The sequence below is a fragment of the Phenylobacterium soli genome, assembly GCF_003254475.1.
In the GTDB taxonomy this organism is placed as follows: Bacteria; Pseudomonadota; Alphaproteobacteria; order Caulobacterales; family Caulobacteraceae; genus Phenylobacterium; species Phenylobacterium soli.
On record NZ_QFYQ01000001.1, the window covers coordinates 1,734,145 to 1,755,171 of the forward strand.

The 21,027-nt window shown below is 70.4% G+C and carries 19 protein-coding genes; 9 read left to right on the top strand and 10 right to left on the bottom strand.

Annotated features, from left to right (window positions below):
- Positions 1-6: 6 nt before the first annotated feature.
- Positions 7-1,458, bottom strand: a complete 1,452-nt coding sequence (locus tag DJ017_RS08640) for an efflux transporter outer membrane subunit (protein ID WP_111528337.1) — start codon at positions 1,456-1,458, stop codon at positions 7-9.
- Between the two features lie 156 nt (positions 1,459-1,614).
- Here DJ017_RS08640 and DJ017_RS08645 point away from each other — a divergent pair, with 156 nt between their 5' ends.
- Positions 1,615-2,181 carry a TetR/AcrR family transcriptional regulator gene (locus DJ017_RS08645; protein ID WP_264371489.1) on the top strand — a complete coding sequence of 189 codons (567 nt, stop codon included), beginning with the start codon at positions 1,615-1,617 and terminating at the stop codon, positions 2,179-2,181.
- A 4-nt stretch (positions 2,182-2,185) separates the two neighbouring features.
- On the opposite strand, the gene DJ017_RS08650 is transcribed toward DJ017_RS08645, so the two are convergent.
- Positions 2,186-3,436 (bottom strand): aspartate kinase, encoded by a 1,251-nt coding sequence (locus tag DJ017_RS08650; RefSeq protein WP_111528339.1) that lies wholly within the window; start codon positions 3,434-3,436, stop codon positions 2,186-2,188.
- A 132-nt stretch (positions 3,437-3,568) separates the two neighbouring features.
- On the opposite strand from DJ017_RS08650, the gene ubiG reads away from it, so the two are divergent.
- From ubiG to DJ017_RS08665, 3 genes are all read left to right on the top strand, one after another.
- The gene (gene ubiG, locus DJ017_RS08655; RefSeq protein ID WP_111528340.1) at positions 3,569-4,384 is read left to right on the top strand and encodes a bifunctional 2-polyprenyl-6-hydroxyphenol methylase/3-demethylubiquinol 3-O-methyltransferase UbiG; all 816 of its coding nucleotides are present in this window, start codon (positions 3,569-3,571) and stop codon (positions 4,382-4,384) included.
- Between the two features lie 94 nt (positions 4,385-4,478).
- Positions 4,479-6,110 (top strand): long-chain fatty acid--CoA ligase, encoded by a 1,632-nt coding sequence (locus DJ017_RS08660; protein ID WP_111528341.1) that lies wholly within the window; start codon positions 4,479-4,481, stop codon positions 6,108-6,110.
- Positions 6,111-6,190: 80 nt separating this feature from the next.
- Entirely contained in the window at positions 6,191-7,132 is a 942-nt protein-coding gene (locus DJ017_RS08665; protein WP_133255421.1) for an alpha/beta fold hydrolase, read from the top strand.
- 6 nt (positions 7,133-7,138) lie between these two features.
- On the opposite strand, the gene chrA is transcribed toward DJ017_RS08665, so the two are convergent.
- Positions 7,139-8,383 (bottom strand): chromate efflux transporter, encoded by a 1,245-nt coding sequence (chrA, locus tag DJ017_RS08670; RefSeq protein WP_111528343.1) that lies wholly within the window; start codon positions 8,381-8,383, stop codon positions 7,139-7,141.
- Positions 8,384-8,529: 146 nt separating this feature from the next.
- Here chrA and DJ017_RS08675 point away from each other — a divergent pair, with 146 nt between their 5' ends.
- Positions 8,530-9,615: a Zn-dependent alcohol dehydrogenase gene (locus DJ017_RS08675; RefSeq protein ID WP_111528344.1), complete on the top strand. Its 1,086-nt coding sequence runs from the start codon at positions 8,530-8,532 to the stop codon at positions 9,613-9,615.
- 75 nt (positions 9,616-9,690) lie between these two features.
- On the opposite strand, the gene DJ017_RS08680 is transcribed toward DJ017_RS08675, so the two are convergent.
- The 6 genes from DJ017_RS08680 to ctrA form a co-directional block, all read right to left on the bottom strand.
- On the bottom strand, positions 9,691-10,059 hold the full coding sequence (locus tag DJ017_RS08680; protein WP_111530025.1) for a c-type cytochrome: 369 nt from the start codon (positions 10,057-10,059) through the stop codon (positions 9,691-9,693).
- A 75-nt stretch (positions 10,060-10,134) separates the two neighbouring features.
- Positions 10,135-10,953 carry a class I SAM-dependent methyltransferase gene (locus DJ017_RS08685; protein ID WP_111528345.1) on the bottom strand — a complete coding sequence of 273 codons (819 nt, stop codon included), beginning with the start codon at positions 10,951-10,953 and terminating at the stop codon, positions 10,135-10,137.
- A 23-nt stretch (positions 10,954-10,976) separates the two neighbouring features.
- Positions 10,977-12,287 carry a M23 family metallopeptidase gene (locus DJ017_RS08690; RefSeq protein ID WP_111528346.1) on the bottom strand — a complete coding sequence of 437 codons (1,311 nt, stop codon included), beginning with the start codon at positions 12,285-12,287 and terminating at the stop codon, positions 10,977-10,979.
- Between the two features lie 166 nt (positions 12,288-12,453).
- Complete coding sequence (arsC, locus tag DJ017_RS08695) at positions 12,454-12,807, bottom strand: arsenate reductase (glutaredoxin) (RefSeq protein ID WP_111528347.1); 354 nt, start codon at positions 12,805-12,807, stop codon at positions 12,454-12,456.
- Positions 12,808-12,836: 29 nt separating this feature from the next.
- Positions 12,837-15,221 carry a M20/M25/M40 family metallo-hydrolase gene (locus tag DJ017_RS08700; RefSeq protein WP_111528348.1) on the bottom strand — a complete coding sequence of 795 codons (2,385 nt, stop codon included), beginning with the start codon at positions 15,219-15,221 and terminating at the stop codon, positions 12,837-12,839.
- Between the two features lie 108 nt (positions 15,222-15,329).
- Entirely contained in the window at positions 15,330-16,025 is a 696-nt protein-coding gene (gene ctrA / locus DJ017_RS08705; protein ID WP_111528349.1) for a response regulator transcription factor CtrA, read from the bottom strand.
- A 386-nt stretch (positions 16,026-16,411) separates the two neighbouring features.
- Between ctrA and fliI the strand changes: the two genes are divergently transcribed.
- The 4 genes from fliI to DJ017_RS08725 all read left to right on the top strand — a co-directional run bounded on the left by fliI (position 16,412) and on the right by DJ017_RS08725 (position 20,621).
- Positions 16,412-17,749 carry a flagellar protein export ATPase FliI gene (gene fliI, locus DJ017_RS08710; RefSeq protein WP_111528350.1) on the top strand — a complete coding sequence of 446 codons (1,338 nt, stop codon included), beginning with the start codon at positions 16,412-16,414 and terminating at the stop codon, positions 17,747-17,749.
- Complete coding sequence (locus DJ017_RS08715; RefSeq protein WP_111528351.1) at positions 17,746-18,153, top strand: flagellar export protein FliJ; 408 nt, start codon at positions 17,746-17,748, stop codon at positions 18,151-18,153. Before fliI ends, DJ017_RS08715 begins: the two co-directional genes overlap by 4 nt.
- Before the next feature lie 107 nt (positions 18,154-18,260).
- Positions 18,261-20,204, top strand: coding sequence for a CocE/NonD family hydrolase (locus tag DJ017_RS08720; RefSeq protein WP_377284612.1), 1,944 nt, complete (start codon positions 18,261-18,263; stop codon positions 20,202-20,204).
- 21 nt (positions 20,205-20,225) lie between these two features.
- Positions 20,226-20,621: a hypothetical protein gene (locus tag DJ017_RS08725; RefSeq protein WP_133255422.1), complete on the top strand. Its 396-nt coding sequence runs from the start codon at positions 20,226-20,228 to the stop codon at positions 20,619-20,621.
- 13 nt (positions 20,622-20,634) lie between these two features.
- Here DJ017_RS08725 and DJ017_RS08730 read toward each other — a convergent pair whose 3' ends face one another.
- Entirely contained in the window at positions 20,635-21,000 is a 366-nt protein-coding gene (locus tag DJ017_RS08730; protein ID WP_111528353.1) for a DUF4282 domain-containing protein, read from the bottom strand.
- Between the last annotated feature and the right edge of the window lie 27 nt (positions 21,001-21,027).

The following is a 21,027-nucleotide window of genomic DNA, read 5'->3' on the forward strand; positions in this document are numbered from 1 at the left end:
CGGGGGTCACGGAGCGGCGCGATAGCCGCCGCCGAGCGCGCGCACGAGGGCGACGTCGGCGGCGAAGGCGCGGCCCTGCAGCCGGGCGACGGCGCGCCGGCGGGAGAGCACGCCCTGCTCGGCGAGCAGGACCGAAGAGTAGGGGCTGAGCCCGCCCTGATAGCGCAGGCGGGCGACCTTGTAGGCGTCCTCGCTGGCGGCCAGGGCGGCGCGGCTGGTGTCGATCTGGGCGGCCACGGAGCGCTTGGAGGCCAGGGCGTCGGCCACCTGGTGGAAGGCCTCGGCGACCGCGGCGTCGTAGTTGGCCACGGCCGCGTCGCGATCGGCCTCGGCGCCGCGCAGGCCGGCGCGCAGCCGGCCGCCTTCGAAGACCGGCAGGGTCAGGGCCGGGCCGATGGAGCCGACGTCCGAGCCCGACTTGAAGAACTCGTTCAGCTTCAGCGACTGGTAGCCGACGAAGCCGACCAGGTTGACGTTCGGATAGAACGCCGCCTTGGCCTCGCGGATGCGGCTGGCGGCGGCCTCGGCGCGCCAGCGGGCGGCGGTCACGTCCGGCCGGCGGCCGACGAGCTCGGCCGCAAGCGAGGCGGGCAGGCCCAGGGTCACCGGCGGCGGCTCGGTCGGCCGGGGGATGGCGAGTCCGCGGTCGGGGCCGGCGCCGAGCAGGGCCGCCAGCCTGTGGCGGGTCAGGAGGATCTGCTCGTCGATGGCGGCGAGCTCGGCCTGAGAGGCCAGGGGCTCGGCTTCCGCCTGGCGCTGCGTGCCACGGGTGTCGAGCCCGTTGGCGACCCGGTTGCGGACCAGCTGGCTGGTCTCGTTCTGCAGGTCGATGGCGCGGGCGACCACGTCCCGGTCGGTGTAGAGCCGGCCGAACTCGGCGTAGGCGAGGGCGATGTTGCTGGCCAGCATCAGCCGGGCCTCGGCGGCCTCGGCCTCGGCGGCGCGGGCCTCGGAGGTGGCGGCGGCGACCGCCGCGCGGTTCTTGCCCCAGAAGTCGAGCTCCCAGGAGAAGTCGAGGGCGAGCTTGCCGTAGTCGTTGTAGCCCTGCGGCACGAACTCGGCGGGAATGCCGATGTTGTAGCTCTGCTTCATCTCCTTGGCGGAGGCTTCGGCGGAGACGGTGGGCAGCTCGGCTCCCCGGGCCTGGGCGGCGAGCGCCTCGGCGCGGCGCACCCGGGCGTTGGTGGCGGCGAGGGTGGGGGAGCCCTTCAGGGCCTCGTCGATGAGCTGGCTCAGCTGGGCGTCGTGGTATCCGGTCCACCAGGCGTCGATGGGCCAGTCGGCGGCCGGGGCGGCGAGGCTCTGGGACGCGGCGTAGCTCTCCGCCGGCTTGGCGATGCGGGCCGGGGCGGCTGGCGGCAGGGTCGCGCAGGCGGCGAGCGCCAGGCCCGAGAGGCCGGCGACGAGCGCGACCTTGGCCGAGCGGGTGCGGTTCGCGTCAGGAGGGGGGGCGGTCATCGTCGGGGCCTCCTTGCCAACCGTACTGTACGGTCATATTTCGGCCATATAAGGGACGGTTTGTCACAGTCAAGGCAACCGTACGGTACGGTCAGAAAAATAATGCAAGGTCGCCCGAAACTCGACAGGGACGCACGGCGCGAAGCCATACTGGACGTGGCCGAAGATGTCTTCGTGTCCGAGGGCTTCGCCGCGGCCTCGATGTCGGAGATCGCCGCCCGGCTCGGCGGCTCGAAGGGCACGCTCTACAACTACTTCAAGAGCAAGGAGGAGCTGTTCGAGGCCTATGTGCTTCGGCGCTGCATCCTCAACATGGACGGCATCTACGCCCTGCCGGGGGGCGGCGAAGGCGTCGCGGAGACCCTGACGCGGATAGGACGGGCCTATCTGCGCCGCGTGCTGTCGGACGAGAACCTCCGCCACTTCCGGCTGATCATCGCCGAGGCCGAGCGCTATCCCGAGATCGGCAAGGCCTTCTACGAGGCCGGGCCGGGACGCGGCTCGGAGCGCCTGGCGGACGAGATCCGCGCCTGGGTGAAAGCCGGCCTGCTCGAGGTCGACGACCCGCAGATGGCGGCGTTCCACTTCACCGGCCTGTGCCAGAACCGCTACATGAAGGCGCGGCTGTGCAACTACGTGCCCGAGCTCTCCGATGCGGAGATCGAGGCCGAGGTGGCGGCGGCGGTGAAGACCTTCCTGCGGGCCTACGGGCCGCGCGGCTAGGCGATCAGAGCTTGTCCAGGCCGTAGGCGGCGTGCAGGGCGCGCACCGCCAGCTCGGTGTAGGCCGCGTCGATCAGCACGCTGATCTTGATCTCCGAGGTGGAGATCACCTGGATGTTGACGCCCTTGTCCGCCAGCGCCTTGAACATCGACTGGGCGACGCCCGCGTGGCTGCGCATGCCGACGCCGATGACCGACACCTTGGCGACGTCCTCGTCGCAGGTGGCGCCCTCAAAGCCGATCTTGGCCTTGACCTTGTCGACGATCTCCATGGCGCGGGCCGCGTCGCGCTTGCCAACGGTGAACTCCATGTTGGCCGTGTCGGCCGAGCGCGCATGGCTCTGGACGATCATGTCGACGTTCACGTTGGCGTCGGCGAGGGCGCCGAAGATCTCGGACGAGACGCCCGGATGGTCGGGCAGGCCGAAGAGGCTGATCTTCGCCTCGTCGCGGCTGTAGGCGACGCCGCTCACGATCCGCTTTTCCACGATCTCCTCCTCGTCGCAGACGATGGTGCCCTGGCCAGGGGCTTCGCCCGGCTCGACAAAACTGGAAAGGACCCGCACCGGCACATGATAGGCCATGGCGAGCTCGACGGAGCGGGTCTGCAGGACCTTGGCCCCGAGCGAGGCCATCTCGAGCATCTCCTCGTAGGAGATCTTCTCGAGCTTGCGGGCCTTGGACTCGATGCGCGGGTCGGTGGTGTAGACCCCGTCCACGTCGGTGTAGATGTCGCAGCGCTCGGCCTTGAGGGCGGCCGCCACGGCCACGGCCGAGGTGTCCGAGCCGCCGCGGCCCAGGGTGGCGATGCGGCCGTCGCGGGTGACGCCCTGGAAGCCGGCGATCACCGCCACCTCGCCGCCGTCCATCGCCGCCCCGAGCTTCTCGGGCGGGATGCCGTCGATGCGCGCCTTGCCGTGCGCGTCGTCGGCGATGATCGGGATCTGCCAGCCGAGCCAGGACTTGGCCCGCACCCCCATGTTGCGCAGCGTCATGGAGAGCAGGCCGGCGGTCACCTGTTCGCCGGAGGCCACCACCACGTCGTATTCGTCGTCGGAGGGCTCGATGCCCTCGGCCGCCGCGCCGGCGCCGTCCGTCCAGGCGACCAGCTCGTTGGTCTTGCCGGCCATGGCCGAGACCACCACGGCCACCTTGTGACCCGCTTCCACCTCGGCGTTGACCAGCCGGGCGACGCGCCGGATGCGCTCCAGGTCGGCCACCGACGTGCCGCCGAATTTCATCACCAGCCGGGACATGAGGCTTTGGTTCTGGCCTGCGTTCTTAAAGAGTTGTGCGCCCGCGAAGGGCGGAGCCTTCTAGCGGCGCGTCGGCAGGGCTGCAACGGGTAGGACGTTTCGCGTTGGCGCGGCCGGCGCTATCTAGCGGGCATGACCTCCCCAGCCGAAGCCCGATCCAGCATCGATCCTGCCGAAGTCGAGCGGTTCTCGAAGATCGCGGCCGAGTGGTGGGACCCGCGCGGCAAGTTCGCGCCCCTGCACAAATTCAACCCTGTCCGGCTGAGCTTCATCCGCGACCAGGCGCTCTATCGTTTCGGCCGCGATCCGCAGGCCCGCCGGCCGTTCGAGGGCCTGCGGCTGCTCGACATCGGCTGCGGCGGCGGCCTGCTCTCCGAGCCCATGGCGAGGCTGGGCTTCCAGGTGGTCGGCGTCGACGCCTCGGCCCGCAACATCGGCACGGCCTCCACCCATGCGGCCGAGCAGGGCCTCGAGATCGACTATCGCTGCTCGACCGCCGAGGATCTCCTGGCCTCCGGCGAGCCGGCCTTCGACGTGATCCTCAACATGGAGGTGATCGAGCACGTGGCCGACCCGGCCGAGTTCGTGCGCACCTGCGCGCGGATGCTCAAGCCCGGCGGGCTGATGATCGTGGCGACGCTGAACCGGACGCTGAAGGCCTTCGCCCTCGCCAAGGTGGGCGCCGAATACGTGCTGCGCTGGCTGCCGGCCGGCACCCACACCTGGAACAAGTTCCTCAAGCCCGACGAGATCCGCGACTTCCTGGCCGGCGAGCCGGTGGTGGTCGACGGCCCGTTCGGCGTCGCCTTCGAGCCCCTGACCGGCCGCTGGCGCCAGAGCCACGACGTCGACGTGAACTACATGATGACCGTGGTGCGCGAGGGCGTCTGGGAAGCGCCCGCCAAGCCTAAGCCGCCGCGCAGGCGGGCGGCCAAGCCCGCGGGCTAGCCGGAGCCAAGCCGCGGCGTTCGGCGATGTTGCGCCGCAGCGCGGCCGGGGCTTAGGTGCGCGGCAACGAACGAGGTCTGCGGAGGAGGCGCCCATGCAAGGGCTGATGATGGACTGGCCGCTGACGCTGCCTTCGATCCTGGAGCATGCGGCGCTCTACCACCCGAACCAGCAGGTCGTGGCGCGCACCGTCGAAGGGCCGATCCACCGCTACGGCTACGCCGAGGCCCTGGAGCGGACCAAGCGTATCGCCCAGGCGCTCATCGACCTCGGCGTGAAGCCGGGCGATCGGGTGGCGACCCTGGCCTGGTCGACCCACCGCCACTTCGAGCTCTACTTCGCCGCCACCGGCATCGGGGCGGTGCTGCACACCATCAATCCGCGCCTGCATCCGGACCAGGTGGCGTGGGTCGCCAACCACGCCGAGGACACGATCCTCCTCTACGACATCAGCTTCGCCGACCTTGTGGCCGAGACCCACGACAGGATGGCGACGGTGAAGAGCTTCGTGGCGCTCACCGACCGGGCGCACTTCCCGGCCAACGCGCCGGACGGGACGCTGGTCTACGAGGAGCTGGTGGCGTCGACGGCGCCGATCCCCGCCTGGCCGGAGCTCGACGAGAAGACGGCCTGCGGCCTCTGCTACACCTCCGGCACAACGGGCAATCCGAAGGGCGTGCTCTATTCGCACCGCTCGACCGTGCTGCACGCCATGGCGCTCGGCCTGCCGGACAACTTCAACTTCTCGGCGGCGGACGTGATCCTGCCCTGCGCCCAGATGTACCACGCCAACGCCTGGGGCACGCCCTACGCCGCGCCGCTGGTGGGGGCCAAGCTGGTGCTGCCTGGCCGGGCGCTGGACGGCGCCTCGGTGGCCGAGCTGATCGAGTCTGAGAAGATCACCTTCGTGCTGGGCGTGCCGACCATCTGGGTGGGCGTGGCCGAGCACCTGGAGCAGGCGGGCAAGGCGCTGGACTGCGTGAAGACCATCGCCATCGGCGGCTCGGCTCCGACCGCGGCCCTGATCGAGCGGATAGAGGGGCGGCTGGGCGGCAAGGTGCACCAGATCTGGGGCATGACCGAGACGAGCCCGCTGGGCGTCATCAACAAGCCCCTGCCGCAGCACGCGGGCGAGCCGGCCGAGGTCGGCGCCGCGCGCAAGATCAAGCAGGGACGCGGCCTCTATGGGGTGGAGCTGCGGATCGTCGACGAGACGGGCCATCTCCTGCCGCGCGACGGCAAGAGCCCGGGCCGGCTGCAGGTCAAGGGGCCCTGGGTCGCGGCCGCCTATTTCAAGCACGACGGGCAGGCCTCCTTCACCGACGACGGCTGGTTCGACACCGGCGACATCGCGACCATCGACGAGGAGGGCTATCTGCGCCTGACCGACCGGGCGAAGGACGTCATCAAGTCCGGCGGCGAATGGATCTCGACCCTGGACCTGGAGGACGCGGTCTGTTCGCACCCGGCGGTCGCCATGGCCGCCGCCGTCGGCATGCCGCATCCGAAGTGGGATGAGCGGCCGCTGCTGCTGGTGACGCTGAAGGCCGGCCAGACCGCCGACCCGGAGGAGCTCAAGGCGCACGTGGCCGCGCGCGTCGCCAAGTGGTGGACGCCGGACGAGGTGCGCATCGTCGACGCCCTGCCGATCGGACCCACGGGCAAGGTGCTGAAGCGTGAACTTCGTGACCAGCTGACCACAGCGCCGGCGGTTCCGGCCGAATAGGTCGAACCCCGTCGAACCAGGGCTTGAAAAGCGCGTTTGCGACCTCAGGTGACATGACGTGAACCTGAGGAGTTGCTGACGTGCCGCGTAAACGGCCGAAGGGTGTGCTCGCGATGGGCTGGGCCTGCATCGAAGCGGCCGCCAGCGGACGCACCGAGCACAAGCCGCTCGCCCAAGACTATCCCGAAGACGTGGTGCGCCGGACCGCCTTCACGGCCGGCGGCGGCCATGGCTGGCGCATCTCGGCGCTGGAAACCCCACGGCCCGAGCCGGCGCCCTGGAAGATCGTGGTCATCACCGGCGCGCCGTCCTGGGCCGAGTACTGGGCCGAGACCCTGGCCGAGCTGCCCCCCGACCGGGAGATGATCGTCGTCGACCGGCCCGGCTATGGCGCGTCCGAGCCGCTGCATCCGGTGACCGACATCCGCGTCCAGGCCCAGGCCCTGTCGCCGGTGCTGAAGGCGGAGCGCGGCCAGAAGGTGCTGCTGGTCGGCCAGTCCTACGGCGCGGCGATCGCCACCCTGATGGCCGAGCTGAACCCCGGGAAGGTCGCGGGCCTCGTGCTGCTCTCCGGCTTCTTCGGGGAGCCTGGCCCCACCGCCAAGTGGCTGATGGACGTGGGCTCCAAGGCGCTGAAGGTGATCCCGCGCGACCTGCGCCATGCGGTGATCGAGGCGACCGGCCAGAAGGAGCAGCTCGTCCACGCCAAGCGGGCGCTGGCGCGGCTGAACATCCCGATCCACATGCTGCACGGCGACAAGGACGACTTCGCGCCCATCGAGGTGGCCGAGCGGCTGGCCGAGGAGACGGTGACCCGCCGTCCGATCCGCTTCGCGCGCGTTGACGGCGCCAACCACTTCCTGAACGACGGTCCGGCCAACGAGCTGATCGCGGCGCTGGAAGACTGTCTGCCGACCCGCAAGGCCTGGACCTTCCGCTGGCCGCAGATGCCGAAGCTCGCCCTGCCGCGAGCCGCCAACTTCTTCACCCCGGCCGCCGGCAGGATCGAAGCGCGGATCTAGCGGCGGCTAGACGAGGGTGCGGGTCACGACGCCCGTGGCCGCGGCGAAGCCCAGCACCACCAGCCACGGCGGCAGACGGGCGATCGCCAGGAACACCCAGGCCGCCGCCACCAGCGCCCAGTCCGCGGGCCGCTGCACAGTCGAGGTGAGCACGGGCTGCCAGAGTGCGGCGGCCAGTAGGCCGACCACCACGGCGTTGACTCCGGCGAGCGCGCCGCGCGCCTGCGGGTAGACCTTGAGGCGGTCCCAGAACGGCAGGACCCCGACGACCAGCAGGAGGCTAGGCAGGAAGATCGCCACGACGGCGGTGAGGCCGCCCAGCCAGCCGGCCGGCGCATAGGCCTGGGCGGCGCCGACGAAGCCGGCGAAGGAGAACAGCGGGCCCGGCAGCGCCTGGACGGCGCCGTAGCCGGCGAGGAAGACGTCCTGGTCCAGCCAGCCGCGGCCGACCACGTCGCGCTCGAGCAGCGGCAGCACCACATGGCCGCCGCCGAACACCAGGGCGCCGGTGCGGTAGAAGACGCTGGCCAGGCCCAGCAACGGCTGCTGCAGCAGGGTGGCGGCGAAGGGCAGCACCACGAGCAGCACGGCGAAGGCGGTGAGCGCGCCGGCCGAGACCGACGGCGGCACGGCGTGGGTGACCGGATCGTCCTCGGGCGCGGCCGCGCCGTCGTCGCGGAGCCAGGCGAGGCCGAAGAGGCCGCCGGCCACGAGGGCGAAGATCTGCGGCGTCGCGCCGGTCCCGTGGGCGATCAGCACGCCAAGGCCGGCGCCGATGGCCATGCCGGCCTTGATCGGCCCGGTGGCGAGCTGGCGGGCCATGGCGAACAGCGCCTGGATAACCACGGCGGCGGCGGCGATCTTGAGCCCGTGCAGCCAGCCCTCGCCCCAGGTGGTGGAGAGGGCAGGCGCCAGGTACGCCAGGAGGATCATCGCCAGGGCGGCGGGCAGGGTGAAGCCGAGCCACGCGGCCAGCAGGCCCGCGTAGCCGGCGCGGCGCAGGCCGATGGCCATGCCGAGCTGGCTCGACGCGGGGCCGGGCAGGAACTGGGCGAGCGCCAGCAGGTCGGCGAAGGCGGCTTCGGAGACCCAGCCCCGCTTCTCGACGAATTCGCGCCGGAAGTAGCCGATGTGGGCCACCGGCCCGCCGAACGCGGTCAGACCCTGCCGCAGGAAGGCGAGGAAGACCTCGAAAGCGCCCCGTGGCGTCCCTGGCGGTCCGGCGGCGTCACTCGGCTCGACGGCGGTCATGGGCCTTCTCTTGCGGCGAACCGCCGGTCACGTCGACTTGAAATTACGTAAGGTCGCGCTCGAAACCCCCTTGGCCGTGGCGACTGAACGGCGATAAGGCTTTCGACGACGAACAATCGTTCGAAATTCAGTGGGGAAGGAACGCCATGAAGGCCGCAGTCCTGCGCGAAGTCGGCAAGCCGCTTCAGATCGAAGACGTCCAGATCAACAAGCCGGGTCCGCACGAGGTGCTGATCCGCACCGCCGCCGCCGGCGTCTGCCACTCCGACCTGCACTTCATCGAGGGCTCCTATCCGCACCCGCTGCCGGCGGTGCTGGGCCACGAGAGCGCCGGCGTCGTCGAGGCGGTGGGCTCGGAAGTGCGAACGGTTAAGCCGGGCGACCACGTGATCACCTGCCTGTCCGCCTTCTGCGGCCACTGCGAGTTCTGCCTGGGCGGCCGGATGAGCCTGTGCGTGTCGCCGGAGACCAAGCGCGAAGCCGGCGAGGAGCCGCGGATCACGGCCGCGACCGGCCCGATGAACCAGTACCTGAACCTGTCGTCCTTCGCCGAGCAGATGCTGATACACGAGCACGCCTGCGTGGCGATCCGCCCCGACATGCCGCTCGACCGCGCCGCCCTGATCGGCTGCGGGGTGATGACTGGCGTCGGCGCGGTGTTCCACACCTCCAAGGTCCAGCCGGGCGAGACCGTGGCGGTCATCGGCCTGGGCGGCGTGGGCCTGGCGGCGGTCAACGGCGCGGCGATCGCCGGCGCCAGCCGGATCATCGCCATCGACATGGCCGAGGGTAAGGAGAACATGGCCAAGGCCTTCGGGGCCACGGACTTCATCTGCGCCAAGGACAAGGACGTGGTGAAGGAAGTGATCGAGATGACCAAGGGCGGGGTGCACCACTCGTTCGAGGCCATCGGCCTGGCCAAGACCGCCGAGCAGTCGTTCAACATGCTGCGCCGCGGCGGCACGGCCAACATCATCGGCATGATCCCGGTCGGCCAGACGGTGAACCTGATGGGCGCGGCCTTCCTGGGCGAGAAGCGCATCCAGGGCTCGCTGATGGGCTCCAACCGCTTCCCGATCGACATGCCGCGACTGGTCGACTTCTACATGTCCGGCAAGCTGAAGCTGGACGACATGATCTCGCGCCGCATCAAGCTCGACCAGGTCAACGAGGCCTTCACCGAGATGAAGACCGGCGCGGTGGCCCGTTCTGTGATCGTGTTCGACGCCTAAGCGCGGGGATCCGATCCGAGACGATGAAGGGGCTGCTTCGGCGGCCCCTTTTTCATTGCGCCCGTTCGGTTGAGCCTAGCGGCCTGAGGCGCGCGGCAGGGCGGCGTCCTGGTGGGTCTGGATCGACTTCAGATAGGCGATGATCGCTTGGACGTCGCTCGGGCTGAATTCGAATTCCGGCATGGCCGGGTGGCCGGTGAGCAGCCCCTCGGCGAGGCCTTCGGCCAGGTCGTCGATCTGGTAGCGGGTGTGCAGGTCGCGGAACGGCGGGGCGGCGGCGTTGGGGCTGGCCCCGCTCTGGCGCACCGCGTGGCAGCCGGCGCAGTACCGCTCGACCAACTGTTCGCCGCGATGAAGGTCGGCGCGATCCGCGGCGAACGCGGAGGGCGCCACGGCGAGGAGGGCGAGGGCGGCGATCGGAGCGGCGAGGACGAAGCTGCGCATGGCGCCAGTTGGCGCGCGCGGCGGCGAGGCCGCCTTGACGCGGATCAATCGACGACGCGGATGAATGGTCGCCGATCAGGCCCTTGCGGGCCAGCCCGCCTTCGGCCGCATGACCAGCCAGGGGGTCGCCGTGACGCGCCACTCCCAGAGGGCGATCAGCCGGTCGAGGTGCGGCAGACCCTGGAACCAGGGCGGCGGCTCGAAGGGCAGGTACTGCTGGTCGACGCGGATGATGTCGTGGGTCGGCGAGAACCGCTCGACCATGGCGGCGAGCGCACCGGGGCGGCTGATGTCGTGCGTCTCCACCAGGATCTTGAGCTGGGCGAGGCCGGGCCCGAGGTCCGGCCGCAGGATGTCCATCTCGGCGCCCTCGGCGTCGACGATGACCAGGGCGCGGCGGCCGGCGAAGGCGTTGAAGTCCTCCGGCTTGAACTCGCCCCCGACCATCACCCGGTCGGCCACGCCGTTCTTGGCCGCCAGCGCCCGGCAGGCGGCCTGCGCCTTGGCGTCGATGTCGTGCGCGTGGACCGTGATCGTCGGCAGCATGCGGGCGAGGCCCACGGCGTAGTAGCCTTCGGCGCAGCCCACATCGACGACGCAGTCGAGCCCCTCGTCGGCCAGGGCGCGCAGGTGCGGGTGAAGCTCGGACTCGTAGCTGCCCAGGAGGCGCGGCATGAGCGCGCCTTCGGCGGAGTTGCCGATGTAGTCCATGCCCTTGAACGGACCGGCCCAGATGATCGTCCCGTGCCGCTGCTGGTAGGTCTGGACCAGGCGCAGCTGGCGCCAGCGGGTGAGCACGCGGAGCACGCCGTTGAGGTGCGCGAGCGGCGGCGGCGCGGTCCAGCCGCCGACGGTCTCTTTCAGGTAGTTGTAGGCCTGAAGGTCGAGGGACATGCGGTCGGGGTCTCTCCGGCTGCTCAGCGGCGGATCGGGCCGCCGCCGCTGTCGGCCACGGCGGTGGTGCGGGGAGCGGCCAGAAGGCCGTCGATCCGCGCCTTCGCCGCCCGGAACCGGGCGAGCTCCGCGCCCGCCAGCACCGAGCCCTGCGGGACCCGGGTGGAGAGCGGGTTCACCCGCGCGCCGTTCCGCCAGATCTCGTAGTGCAGGTGCGGGCCCGTGGCGAGCCCCGTGGCGCCGACATAGGCCACGACCTGGCCCTGGCGGACGTGGACGCCGGGCCGGATGCCGGGAGCGTAGCGGGAGATGTGGCCATAGCCGGTGTCCCAGCCGGCGGTGTGGCGGATCCGCAGCCAGTTGCCGTAGCCGCCCCAGCGCCGCGCCTCCAGCACCACGCCGTCGCCCGCCGCCAGGATCGGCGTGCCGACCCCGGCTCCGAAGTCGATGCCCTCGTGGGCCCGGGTGTAGCCCAGCACGGGATGGCGGCGCAGGCCGAACAGGGAGGTGATGCGCGCGCCGTCGACGGGGGTTTTGAGCAGGAAGCCTTTGATGTTCTTGCCGGTCTCGTCGAAGTACTCGACGTTTCGGCCGCGTTCGAAGCGGTAGAATTTCACACCGTGCAGCTCGGCGTACTCGAGGTCGCCCGCGGAGATGGTGCGGCCGCTCTCGGTGACCTTGCGGTCGAATACCAGCTTGAACCGGTCGCCCGGCTGGATGTCGCGCTGGAAATCGAGCTTGTGGGAGAAGAGCTTCATCACCTGGGCGGTGATGGCCGGCGTCGCGCCGAGCTTCTCGGCTGTTTCGTAGAGCGAGCCCTCGATGGCTCCGTCGGCGGCGACGGTGTCGTCACGGATCTTCTCGTCGAGCTGGCGCAGGCTCAGGGCGCCGTCGAAGGTGCGCGACAGCGTCAGGGCGCTGGCGGGTCCGGTGCGCAGAGACAGGCCGACGAGCCGCACCGAGCCCTGCGGCGCGCGGGGCCGGGCCACCGCGGCCTCGAGCGCGAGGCCGGCCTCGATGTGCACGGTGTCCATGGCCTGGCCGAGGACGTCGACCACCTGGCGCGCCTCCACGGCGGGGATGCCGAGGCGCAGGATGGCGGCTTCGAGGGTCTCCCCCCGAGCGACCTTGATCAGCACCGCCTCGGGTGGGGCGAACGCCGGCTGGGGCGGAGCGGCGGCCTGGGCCGCGACGGCGGGGCGAGGAGCCGCTTTGGGCGCGGCGCGCAGGTCGATGACCTTCCAGGCGACGAACACGGCCAGCAGCACGGCGGCGAGGGCCATCACGCGCGGCGCAAGGCGGAGCGACAGGCGCCGCGGCTCGTAGTCTTCCATCACGCCCCCGAACTCATACTGGCGAACTGGTCCGGCCCATCGCCTTGGGGCCGGCCGGCGAAGCTTGTTGTTCTTGGCCCGCGCTGATGCCGCGCGAAGGCGACAGGAAGATGACCGCAAACGGGGCGTGCGGCTCCCGGTCGATTTGTCTCAGGCGGGAAGGTCCTCAGAGGACCTCGAGCACCCGCTCCTTGGGACGGCAGAGCACGGCGCCCTTGGGCGTCGAGACGATCGGGCGCTCCACCAGGATCGGGTTCTCGGTCATGGCCTTCAGGATGGCGGCGTCGGAGACGTCGGGCGCGGTGAGGCCGCGTTCCTCGGCGTCGGTGCCGCGGACCCGCAGGATGTCGCGCGGTGAGGCGCCGCCCATGCGGGCCAGCAGGTCCTTCAGCAGCGGCTCGGTCCAGCCGGTCTTGAGGTACTCCACGACCTTGGGCTTGAGACCCTTTTCGCGGAGCAGCTCGAGGGTGTTGCGCGAGGTGCCGCAGTTCGGGTTGTGGTAGATGGTGACGTCGCTCATGGGGCTCTGGTTACCCAATCCGGCGGCGATCACCAAGCCAGCCGGCGCGCGCCGGTGACCAGGGTCGAATCCGAGTCATTGAAGGGCATGACTTGCGCCGGGCGGCTCGGCAGGGGCGGTGCGCCGTCGGGCCAGCGCGGCAGCCTGGCCGCGTACTTCACGGTCAGGGTTCCGGGCCCCGCGGGCTTCAGGATCAGCTCCAGCCCATCCTTCGCCGCGTCCCAGCGGACGCGCGAGACGGCGCCGGGCGCGAGCGGCATCCCGATCGGCGCGCCCTGGATGCTCACCAGGGTGGCGGGCGTGTCGGGCGTCAGGGCGAGGGCGATCTGGCGCGAGCCGGCCGGCGGGAGGACGCGCAGCGACAGGGCGCCGTCCGGCCGGCGCGAGAGCGTCATCTCGGGGGCCGGGGCGGCGAGGTAAGGCGCGGGCGCGGCGTCCACGGGTCTGCGCCAGACCCAGTGGCTGAGCTTGGTGAGCTTGCCACCGGCGGATTTCAGGACGGCGTCGGCCCAGGCGCTGCGCTCGGGGGTGTCGCTGACCAGCCAGCCGCGGCGGGCGTCCTGGTCGAGCTGGTAGGCGACGTAGGAGGCCTGGGGGAAGCGGGCGTCGTAGGGCTGGTTGACCCGGACGGCGACGGTGAGGGCGAGGCCGAGGATCACCAGGGCGGGTCCGACGAGCCGCTCGGGCGGCGCGCCCTCTGTCGGTTGGGCGAGGGGCCAGACGAGCAGGGCTGCGCCGAGGAGGCTGATGGCCATGAGCTCGACGAGGTCGAGGCTGATGAAGGCCGCGTGGGCGTAGCCGGCCAGCCAGCCGAGCCCGACGGCGGCGGCGAGGCCGATGAGCACCAGGCTGGCGACGCCGCGGCGGCTGGACATGTCGGTGAGCGCCGCAGCCAGGGCGGCGAGCGCCAGGGGCCAGGCGACGATGAAGGCGACCGGTGCGGCCAGCGCCTGGGCCGCCACCGCGAGCAGGAGGCCGAAGAGGAGCGCCCCCGACCAGGCGCCGGCGCGACTGACGGGCCGGCCATAGGCGGCCACGGCGACCAGGGCGGCGGCGACGCCGAGGCCAAGGCCGACCGGGTCGAAGCCGCCAAAGGCGGAGGCGGCGAGCCCGGCAAGCAGCGGGACGAGGGCCATCAGCCGGCGGCCGCGGGCGATCTCGGCGATGGCCGCCAGCAGGAAGCCCAGGCCGAGCAGGATAAGAGCGCTCTCCCAGCGCGTGACCTGGGCCAGGAGGAAGCGCTGCTCCATGAAGCCGAACCCCGCGCCGGTGGCGCGCCGGGCGAAGTGCAGCAGGGTCACCGCGCCGAGCACCGCGAAGAGGGCGGCGCCCATGCCGCGCAGGATGTCCGTGCGCGCGAACCCTTCCCGGCGGCGGGCCCGCACCGTGGCCAGGATGATCAAGACGGCGCTGAGGGCCAGGACCACCCAGCCGATCGCCGGGGCGTAGGCGATGATCAGGTTTCCGAACACCTGGCTGTAGACGACGTTCGGCGCGCGGCCCGGCAGATCCGGCGCAAAGGCCGCGGCGCGGGCGGCGGCCAGCCCTTGCTGACCCATGTCCTGCAGCGTGCCGGGATCGAGGGTGGCGGGCGTCGAGGACGGCGAATGGTAGTCGAACTGGCGGCCGGCGAAGGCGAAGTTGAGGCCTGCGAGCCCGGCTTTCTTGGCCTCCGTGAAATCGGTGTCGTTGGGCATGTGCTCGTAGATGAACACCGCCAGGGAGGCCGACTGCGGGCGCACGGCCGCCTTGCGCAGGAGCGCGATGGTCGGGCCGTTGTCGGCCCCCGTCTGGAACATCTGGACGCGGCCGGCGCTGCCGCGCGCCTCCATGTTGATGACGAAGCCGACGTGGTGGGCGAGCGGGTCGGCCCGGAAGAAGGCGTTGGCCCCGAGGAGGCCCGCCTCCTCGCCATCGGTGAGCAGGACGAGGACGTCGCGGGCCGGCGTTCCCTGGGCCTTCAGGGCGCGAACGATCTCGAGCGCCGAGGCGACGCCCGCGGCGTCGTCGGCCGCGCCGGGGGAGCCCGGCACGCTGTCGTAGTGGGCCATGAGCGCCACGGCCGGCGCGGCGCGGTCACGGCCGGGCAGGACGCCGACGATGTTCTCCACCTGGCCGCCGAGGACGAGGCCGGCCACCCGATCGTTCTTGGCGGCGCCGACGCCGGCCCGCACCTGCGGCGAGAGACCGAGCGCGGCCATGCGCGCGACGAGCCGGTCACGGACGGCGTGGTTGGCCTCCGAGCCGACCGGATGCGGGACGGGCGCCATGGCGCGGACGTCCGCCATCGCACGCTCCGCGCTGAACTGGTCGGCCGGCGTCGAGAGCGGGCGGGGCTTGGGCGGCTGCTGGACCGTCCAGGCGATCAGCGCCGCCCCGATCAAGGCCGCGACCAGCGCGAGCAGGCGTCCCATGTCGTCCCTCCCCAGAAGACGTGGAGCGAGACCCTAGCCGCAGGCGGCGCAAACGAAAACGCCCGCCTTTGGAGGCGGGCGTTCCGTACTCTCCTCGAACTAAACCGGTCAGGCGGCGACGGCGCCTTCCATCGGGTCGCGCAGCACGTAGCCGCGGCCCCAGACGGTCTCGATGTGGTGTTTGCCGTTGGCGGCGGCCGCCAGCTTCTTGCGCAGCTTGCAGATGAACACGTCGATGATCTTCAACTCGGGCTCGTCCATGCCGCCATAGAGATGGTTCAGGAACATCTCCTTGGTCAGGGTGGTGCCCTTCCGGAGCGAAAGCAGCTCCAGCATCTGGTATTCTTTTCCGGTGAGGTGGACGCGGATGCCGTTCACTTCGACCGTCTTGGCGTCGAGATTGACCACGATGTCGCCGGTCTTGATCACCGACTGGGCGTGGCCCTTGGAGCGGCGGACCACGGCGTGGATGCGGGCGACCAGCTCGTCCTTGTGGAACGGCTTGGTCATGTAGTCGTCGGCGCCGCCGGAGAAGGTCTTCACCTTCGTCTCGATCTCGGCCGTGCCGGACAGGATCATGATCGGGGTGTTGATCTTGCCGACCCGCAGGGTGCGCAGCACGTCCATGCCGCTCATGTCGGGAAGGTTCAGATCGAGCAGGATCAGGTCGTAGTCGTAGATCTTCCCGAGGTCCACGCCCTCCTCACCCAGGTCGGTGGTATAGACGTTGAAACCTTCGGACTTAAGCATCAGCTCGATGCTCTGCGCGGTAGCGCTGTCGTCCTCGATCAACAGTACGCGCATCAGGCTCTCCTACCCTATTCCCGCACATGCCCGCGAATTCTGTGAATCCGCCCCGATCCTCGCCGGATAACTTGCCGCCGAGTTAATTTAAGACTGGTTAACGAGTGGTGTCCCTCTGAGCCGAATCGTTAATCCGATTTGAGAATCGTGTTCAAGCGGGGCTTGAGTCCGCGCGACTCGCGGTCGCGTTGAATCTTTTGTGATTGGACGGAACCGGCGAAGCAGGGGTTCCCCGTCACGCTGTTTTCCGAGCGCGCGAGCGGCCTGCGAGCGGCCTGCGAGCGGCCCGGCGAGTGGCCCTGGGCCACCCGGCAAAACCTGCCGATCTTCACCACCGCTTAACACCGAACACCCGACTCTTAACGGCGCAGTTTCGAGGGGCGTTCGTGCAGAGTCTGGTGGCCGCGGTCGAGCGGCTGGATCCACTGACGGTTTCGGGGCGCGTGGCCGCCGTGCAGGGTCTCCTCATCGAGGCCCGCGGCGGCTTGAGCCGCCTCGCCGTCGGGGCGCGCGCCGAGATCGAGCGCTATGGCGAAAAGCCCCTGCCGGCCGAGGTGGTCGGCTTCCGCGAGACCCGCGCCCTGCTGATGCCCTACGGCCCGGTCGAGGGCGTCGCCCCCGGCGCGGCGATCAAGATCGAACCCCAGGGCGGGGCGGTGCGTCCCCACAAGGCCTGGCTGGGCCGCATCGTCGACGCCTTCGGCGAGCCGATCGACGGCAAGGGGCCGCTGCCCCAGGGCATCGTGCCCTATTCGCTGCGCGCCGCGCCGCCGCCGGCCCACGCCCGTGACCGCGTGGGCGAGCGGCTGGACCTGGGCGTCCGGGCCATGAACGTCTTCACCACCTGCTGCCGCGGCCAGCGCCTGGGCGTCTTCGCCGGCTCCGGCGTCGGCAAGTCGGTGCTGCTCTCGATGCTGGCCAAGAACGCCGAGTGCGATGCGGTCGTGGTCGGGCTGATCGGCGAGCGGGGCCGTGAGGTTCGCGAGTTCATCGAGGAGACGCTCGGCGAGGAAGGGCTGAAGCGCGCCATCGTGGTGGTCGCCACCTCCGACGAGCCGGCGCTGAAGCGGCGCCAGGCAGCCTATATGACCCTCGCCATCGCCGAGTTCCTGCGCGACCAGGATCTCGAGGTCCTGTGCATGATGGACAGCGTCACCCGGTTCGCCATGGCCCAGCGCGAGATCGGCCTGGCCGCCGGCGAGCCGCCGACCACCAAGGGCTATACGCCGACCGTCTTCACCGAATTGCCGAAGCTCCTGGAGCGCGCCGGGCCGGGGCCCATCCGCCCGGACGGCACCCGCGCCGGCCCGATCACCGGGCTCTTCACCGTTCTGGTGGACGGCGACGACCACAACGAGCCGATCGCCGACGCCGTGCGCGGCATCCTCGACGGACACATCGTCATGGAGCGGGCTATCGCCGAGCGTGGCCGCTTCCCGGCGATCAACGTCCTGAAGTCGATCAGCCGGACCATGCCCGGTTGCCAGGAGCCGATGGAGCGCGAGCTGGTCAAGGCGGCGCGCCAGGCGATGTCGGCCTATTCGAACATGGAGGAGCTGATCCGCATCGGCGCCTACCGGGCGGGCTCCGACCCGCAGATCGACCGCGCCATCGAGCTGCATCCGGCGCTGGAGGCGTTCCTGTCGCAGGACAAGGAGGATTCCTCGACGCTGGACGCCTCGTTCGCGGGCCTCGCTGACATCCTCGGGGTCAACGCGGCATGAGCTGGGCCCAGTCACTGATCAAGCTGGCGACCTACGAGGTCGAGACGCTGCAGAAGCGGCTCGCCGAGGTGCGCGACCGGCGAGAGGCGGCGGAGCTGAAGCTCGCCGTGCTGGAGGCCGAGGGCGAGGCGGAGATGACCCGCCCGGACGCCGACCCGATGGACGGACTCTACCGCGCCCACTTCATGGCCGCCCTGCGCGACCGCAAGGCGCAGGCGCGGGCCGAGATCGAGGTCATCGCCATCGAAGAGCAGGGCGCGCGCGATGCCCTGACCCAGGCCTTCGAAGAGCAGAAGAAGTACGAGCAGGTCGCCGAACAGGCCCGCGTCCTGGAGGCCCGCAACCAGGCCAAACGCGAGACCGCGGCGCTGGACGAGCTCGGTCTGCGCAAGCTCGCGCGCTAAGCGCCCGGGCAGGTTTCGCCGACGAACGCCGTTCCTTTGCGAACAGACCTTCCAGGTGCGGAAGTCTTGAGGCTAAGTCTGCCGCTCGATTTCTCCCGAGAGGCAACATCTTGCGCAGCATCCTACTCGCCGCGGCCTCGGCCGCAGTCCTGACCGCCTGGGGCGCGGCCGCCGTTGCGCAGACCAAGGCGGCGCCGACCCCGCCCATGACGCCGGACATCACCGGGACCTTCGTCGCCCCGACCGCCACGTTCGACTACGTGAAGCGCGAGGTGATGATCCCCATGCGCGACGGGGTGAAGCTGCACACCGTCATCGTCGTGCCCAAGGGCGGGACGCACCTGCCGATCCTTTTGACCCGCACGCCGTACAACGCCGACAAGCGCGCCGAGCGGTCGCTGTCGACCACCATCCTCGGGGAGATGCCGCAGGGCGACGAGCCCTTCATGCAGGACCACGACTACATCCGCGTCTTCCAGGACGTGCGCGGCAAGTACGGTTCGGAAGGCGACTACGTCATGACCCGGCCCCTGATCGGGCCGCTGAACGACACCAAGGTCGACCACTCCACCGACGCCTACGACACCATCGACTGGCTGGTGAAGAACGTGCCCGAGACCAACGGCAAGGTCGGCATGATCGGCTCCTCCTACGAGGGCTTCACGGTGGTGATGGCGCTGGTCCATCCGCACCCGGCCCTGAAGGTCGCCGCGCCGGAAAGCCCGATGGTCGACGGCTGGATGGGCGACGACTGGTTCCACTACGGCGCGTTCCGGCAGGTGAACCTCGACTACTTCACCGAACAGACCAGCAAGCACGGCGAGGGGGACTCCATCCCGCGCCAGGATCTCGACGACTACACCAACTTCCTGCGAGCCGGATCGGCCGGCGACTTCGCCCGCGCGGGCGGGCTGGAACAACTGCCCTGGTGGCGCAAGGTGCTGGAGCACCCCGCCTACGACGCCTTCTGGCAGAACCAGGCGCTCGACAAGGAGATGGCCCGCCAGCCGCTGACCGTGCCGACCATGTGGCTGCAGGGCCTGTGGGACCAAGAGGACATGTGGGGCGCGGTCCACGCCTATGCGGCGGCGGAGCCCAAGGACACGGCCAACGACAAGAACTACCTGGTGCTCGGCCCCTGGCGGCACTCGGGGGTGAACTACGAAGGGCGCAGCCTGGGCGCCCTGAAGTTCGAGGGCGACACCGCCCTGCAGTTCCGCCGCGACGTGCTGAAGCCGTTCTTCGACCAGTACCTGAAGGATGGGGCGCCCAAGGCCGACACCCCGCCGGTGTTCATCTACCGCACCGGCCTCGACCGCTGGGATCGCCTGCAGCGCTGGCCGCTGGCCTGCGAAAGCGCCTGTCCGACCAAGCTGACGCCGCTCTACCTTGCCCCCGGCGGCGGCCTCAGCTTCGCGTCGCCCGCCAAGGCGGCTTCGGACGACTACGTCTCCGATCCGATGAAGCCCGTGCCGTTCGTGGCCCGCCCGGTGAAGCCGGACGACCGGACGCAGTGGACCACCTGGCTGGTCGCCGACCAGCGCTTCGTCGACGGCCGGCCCGACGTGCTGACCTACGAGACCGAGCCGCTGAAGGCGCCGGTGCAGATCTCCGGCCCGCCGGTGGTCAACCTGTTCGCCTCGACCACGGGCTCGGACGCAGACTGGGTGGTGAAGCTGATCGACGTCTATCCGGGCGAGGTCCCGTCACAGGCCGAGATGGGCGGCTACGAGCTGCCGATCGCCATGGACATCTTCCGCGGCCGCTACCGCGAGAGCTTCGAGCATCCGAAGGGCATCGCTCCCGGCAAGGCGCTGAACTACCGGTTCGTCCTGCCCAATGCGAACCATGTGTTCCTGCCCGGCCACCGGATCATGGTGCAGGTGCAGTCGAGCTGGTTCCCGCTCTATGACCGCAATCCGCAGAGCTTCGTTCCGAACATCTTCCAGGCCAGGCCCGCGGACTATCGCAAGGCCACCCAGCGGGTGTTCACCGGCGGCGCCGCGGCGAGCGCGGTCGAGCTGCCGATCGTGCCGTTTACGGGGAGATAGCGGCCCTTTAGGAAGGTCCCAATGTCCATCTGGGGGGGAACGGTCATGGGACGGATCTGGGCGATCGTGGCGGCGCTGGCGCTATCGGCTTCGGGCGCGTCGGCTCAGCCGAAGCCGGGTTTCAAGCCCCCGATCACCATCCCGGTCACTTGCCCGGGCGTTCTCACCCTAGATCCGCATGCGCCGGCCGTCTTCAGGCCGCCGGGCCGGAACGTGAACCTGCAGCGGTCGGTGATGTGGGACGGGACGCTGACCTGCCTCTACGCCGATCCCGGCCGCATGGCCTACACCACCTTCGAACTCGACACCGTTTCGGCCAAGTGCCGGCCGCTCGCGCCTCAGGCGTGGTACGAGGGCATGGGGGGGCCGCAGTGCGACGCCGGCCACAACTGCACGGTGGCCTGCGACGAAGGCTGAATGGGCGGGATGATCAGCCGCGCGGGTGGCGGGCGCGTTCGGCGTCGGCTTCCTGGCGCAGGGCGGTGAGATCCTCGCTGATCTTGAAGATCGTCACATAGAACTCGCAGAACGAGCGCCAGAGCAGCACCAGCACGGCGGTGACCAGGAGGCCGGCGATCAGCACCGGGATCGCCAGCAGGATGCCCCAGGGCAGGGGGTCGCGGATCGCCACGCCGACGGCCGCGCCGAGGCTGCCGAAGGCCACCAGCAGGATGACGCCGAGGCCCGCCCAGTAGACCAGGTGGATGACCGCGTTGGTCATCAGCCGCTCGAAGGTGAGCAGGTCCCAAAGAAGCGCCCACCCCGTGCCCTCGGGCCGATTGAAAGCTCGCCGCATCCGAATCCCAAGACTGACGGGTCCGAG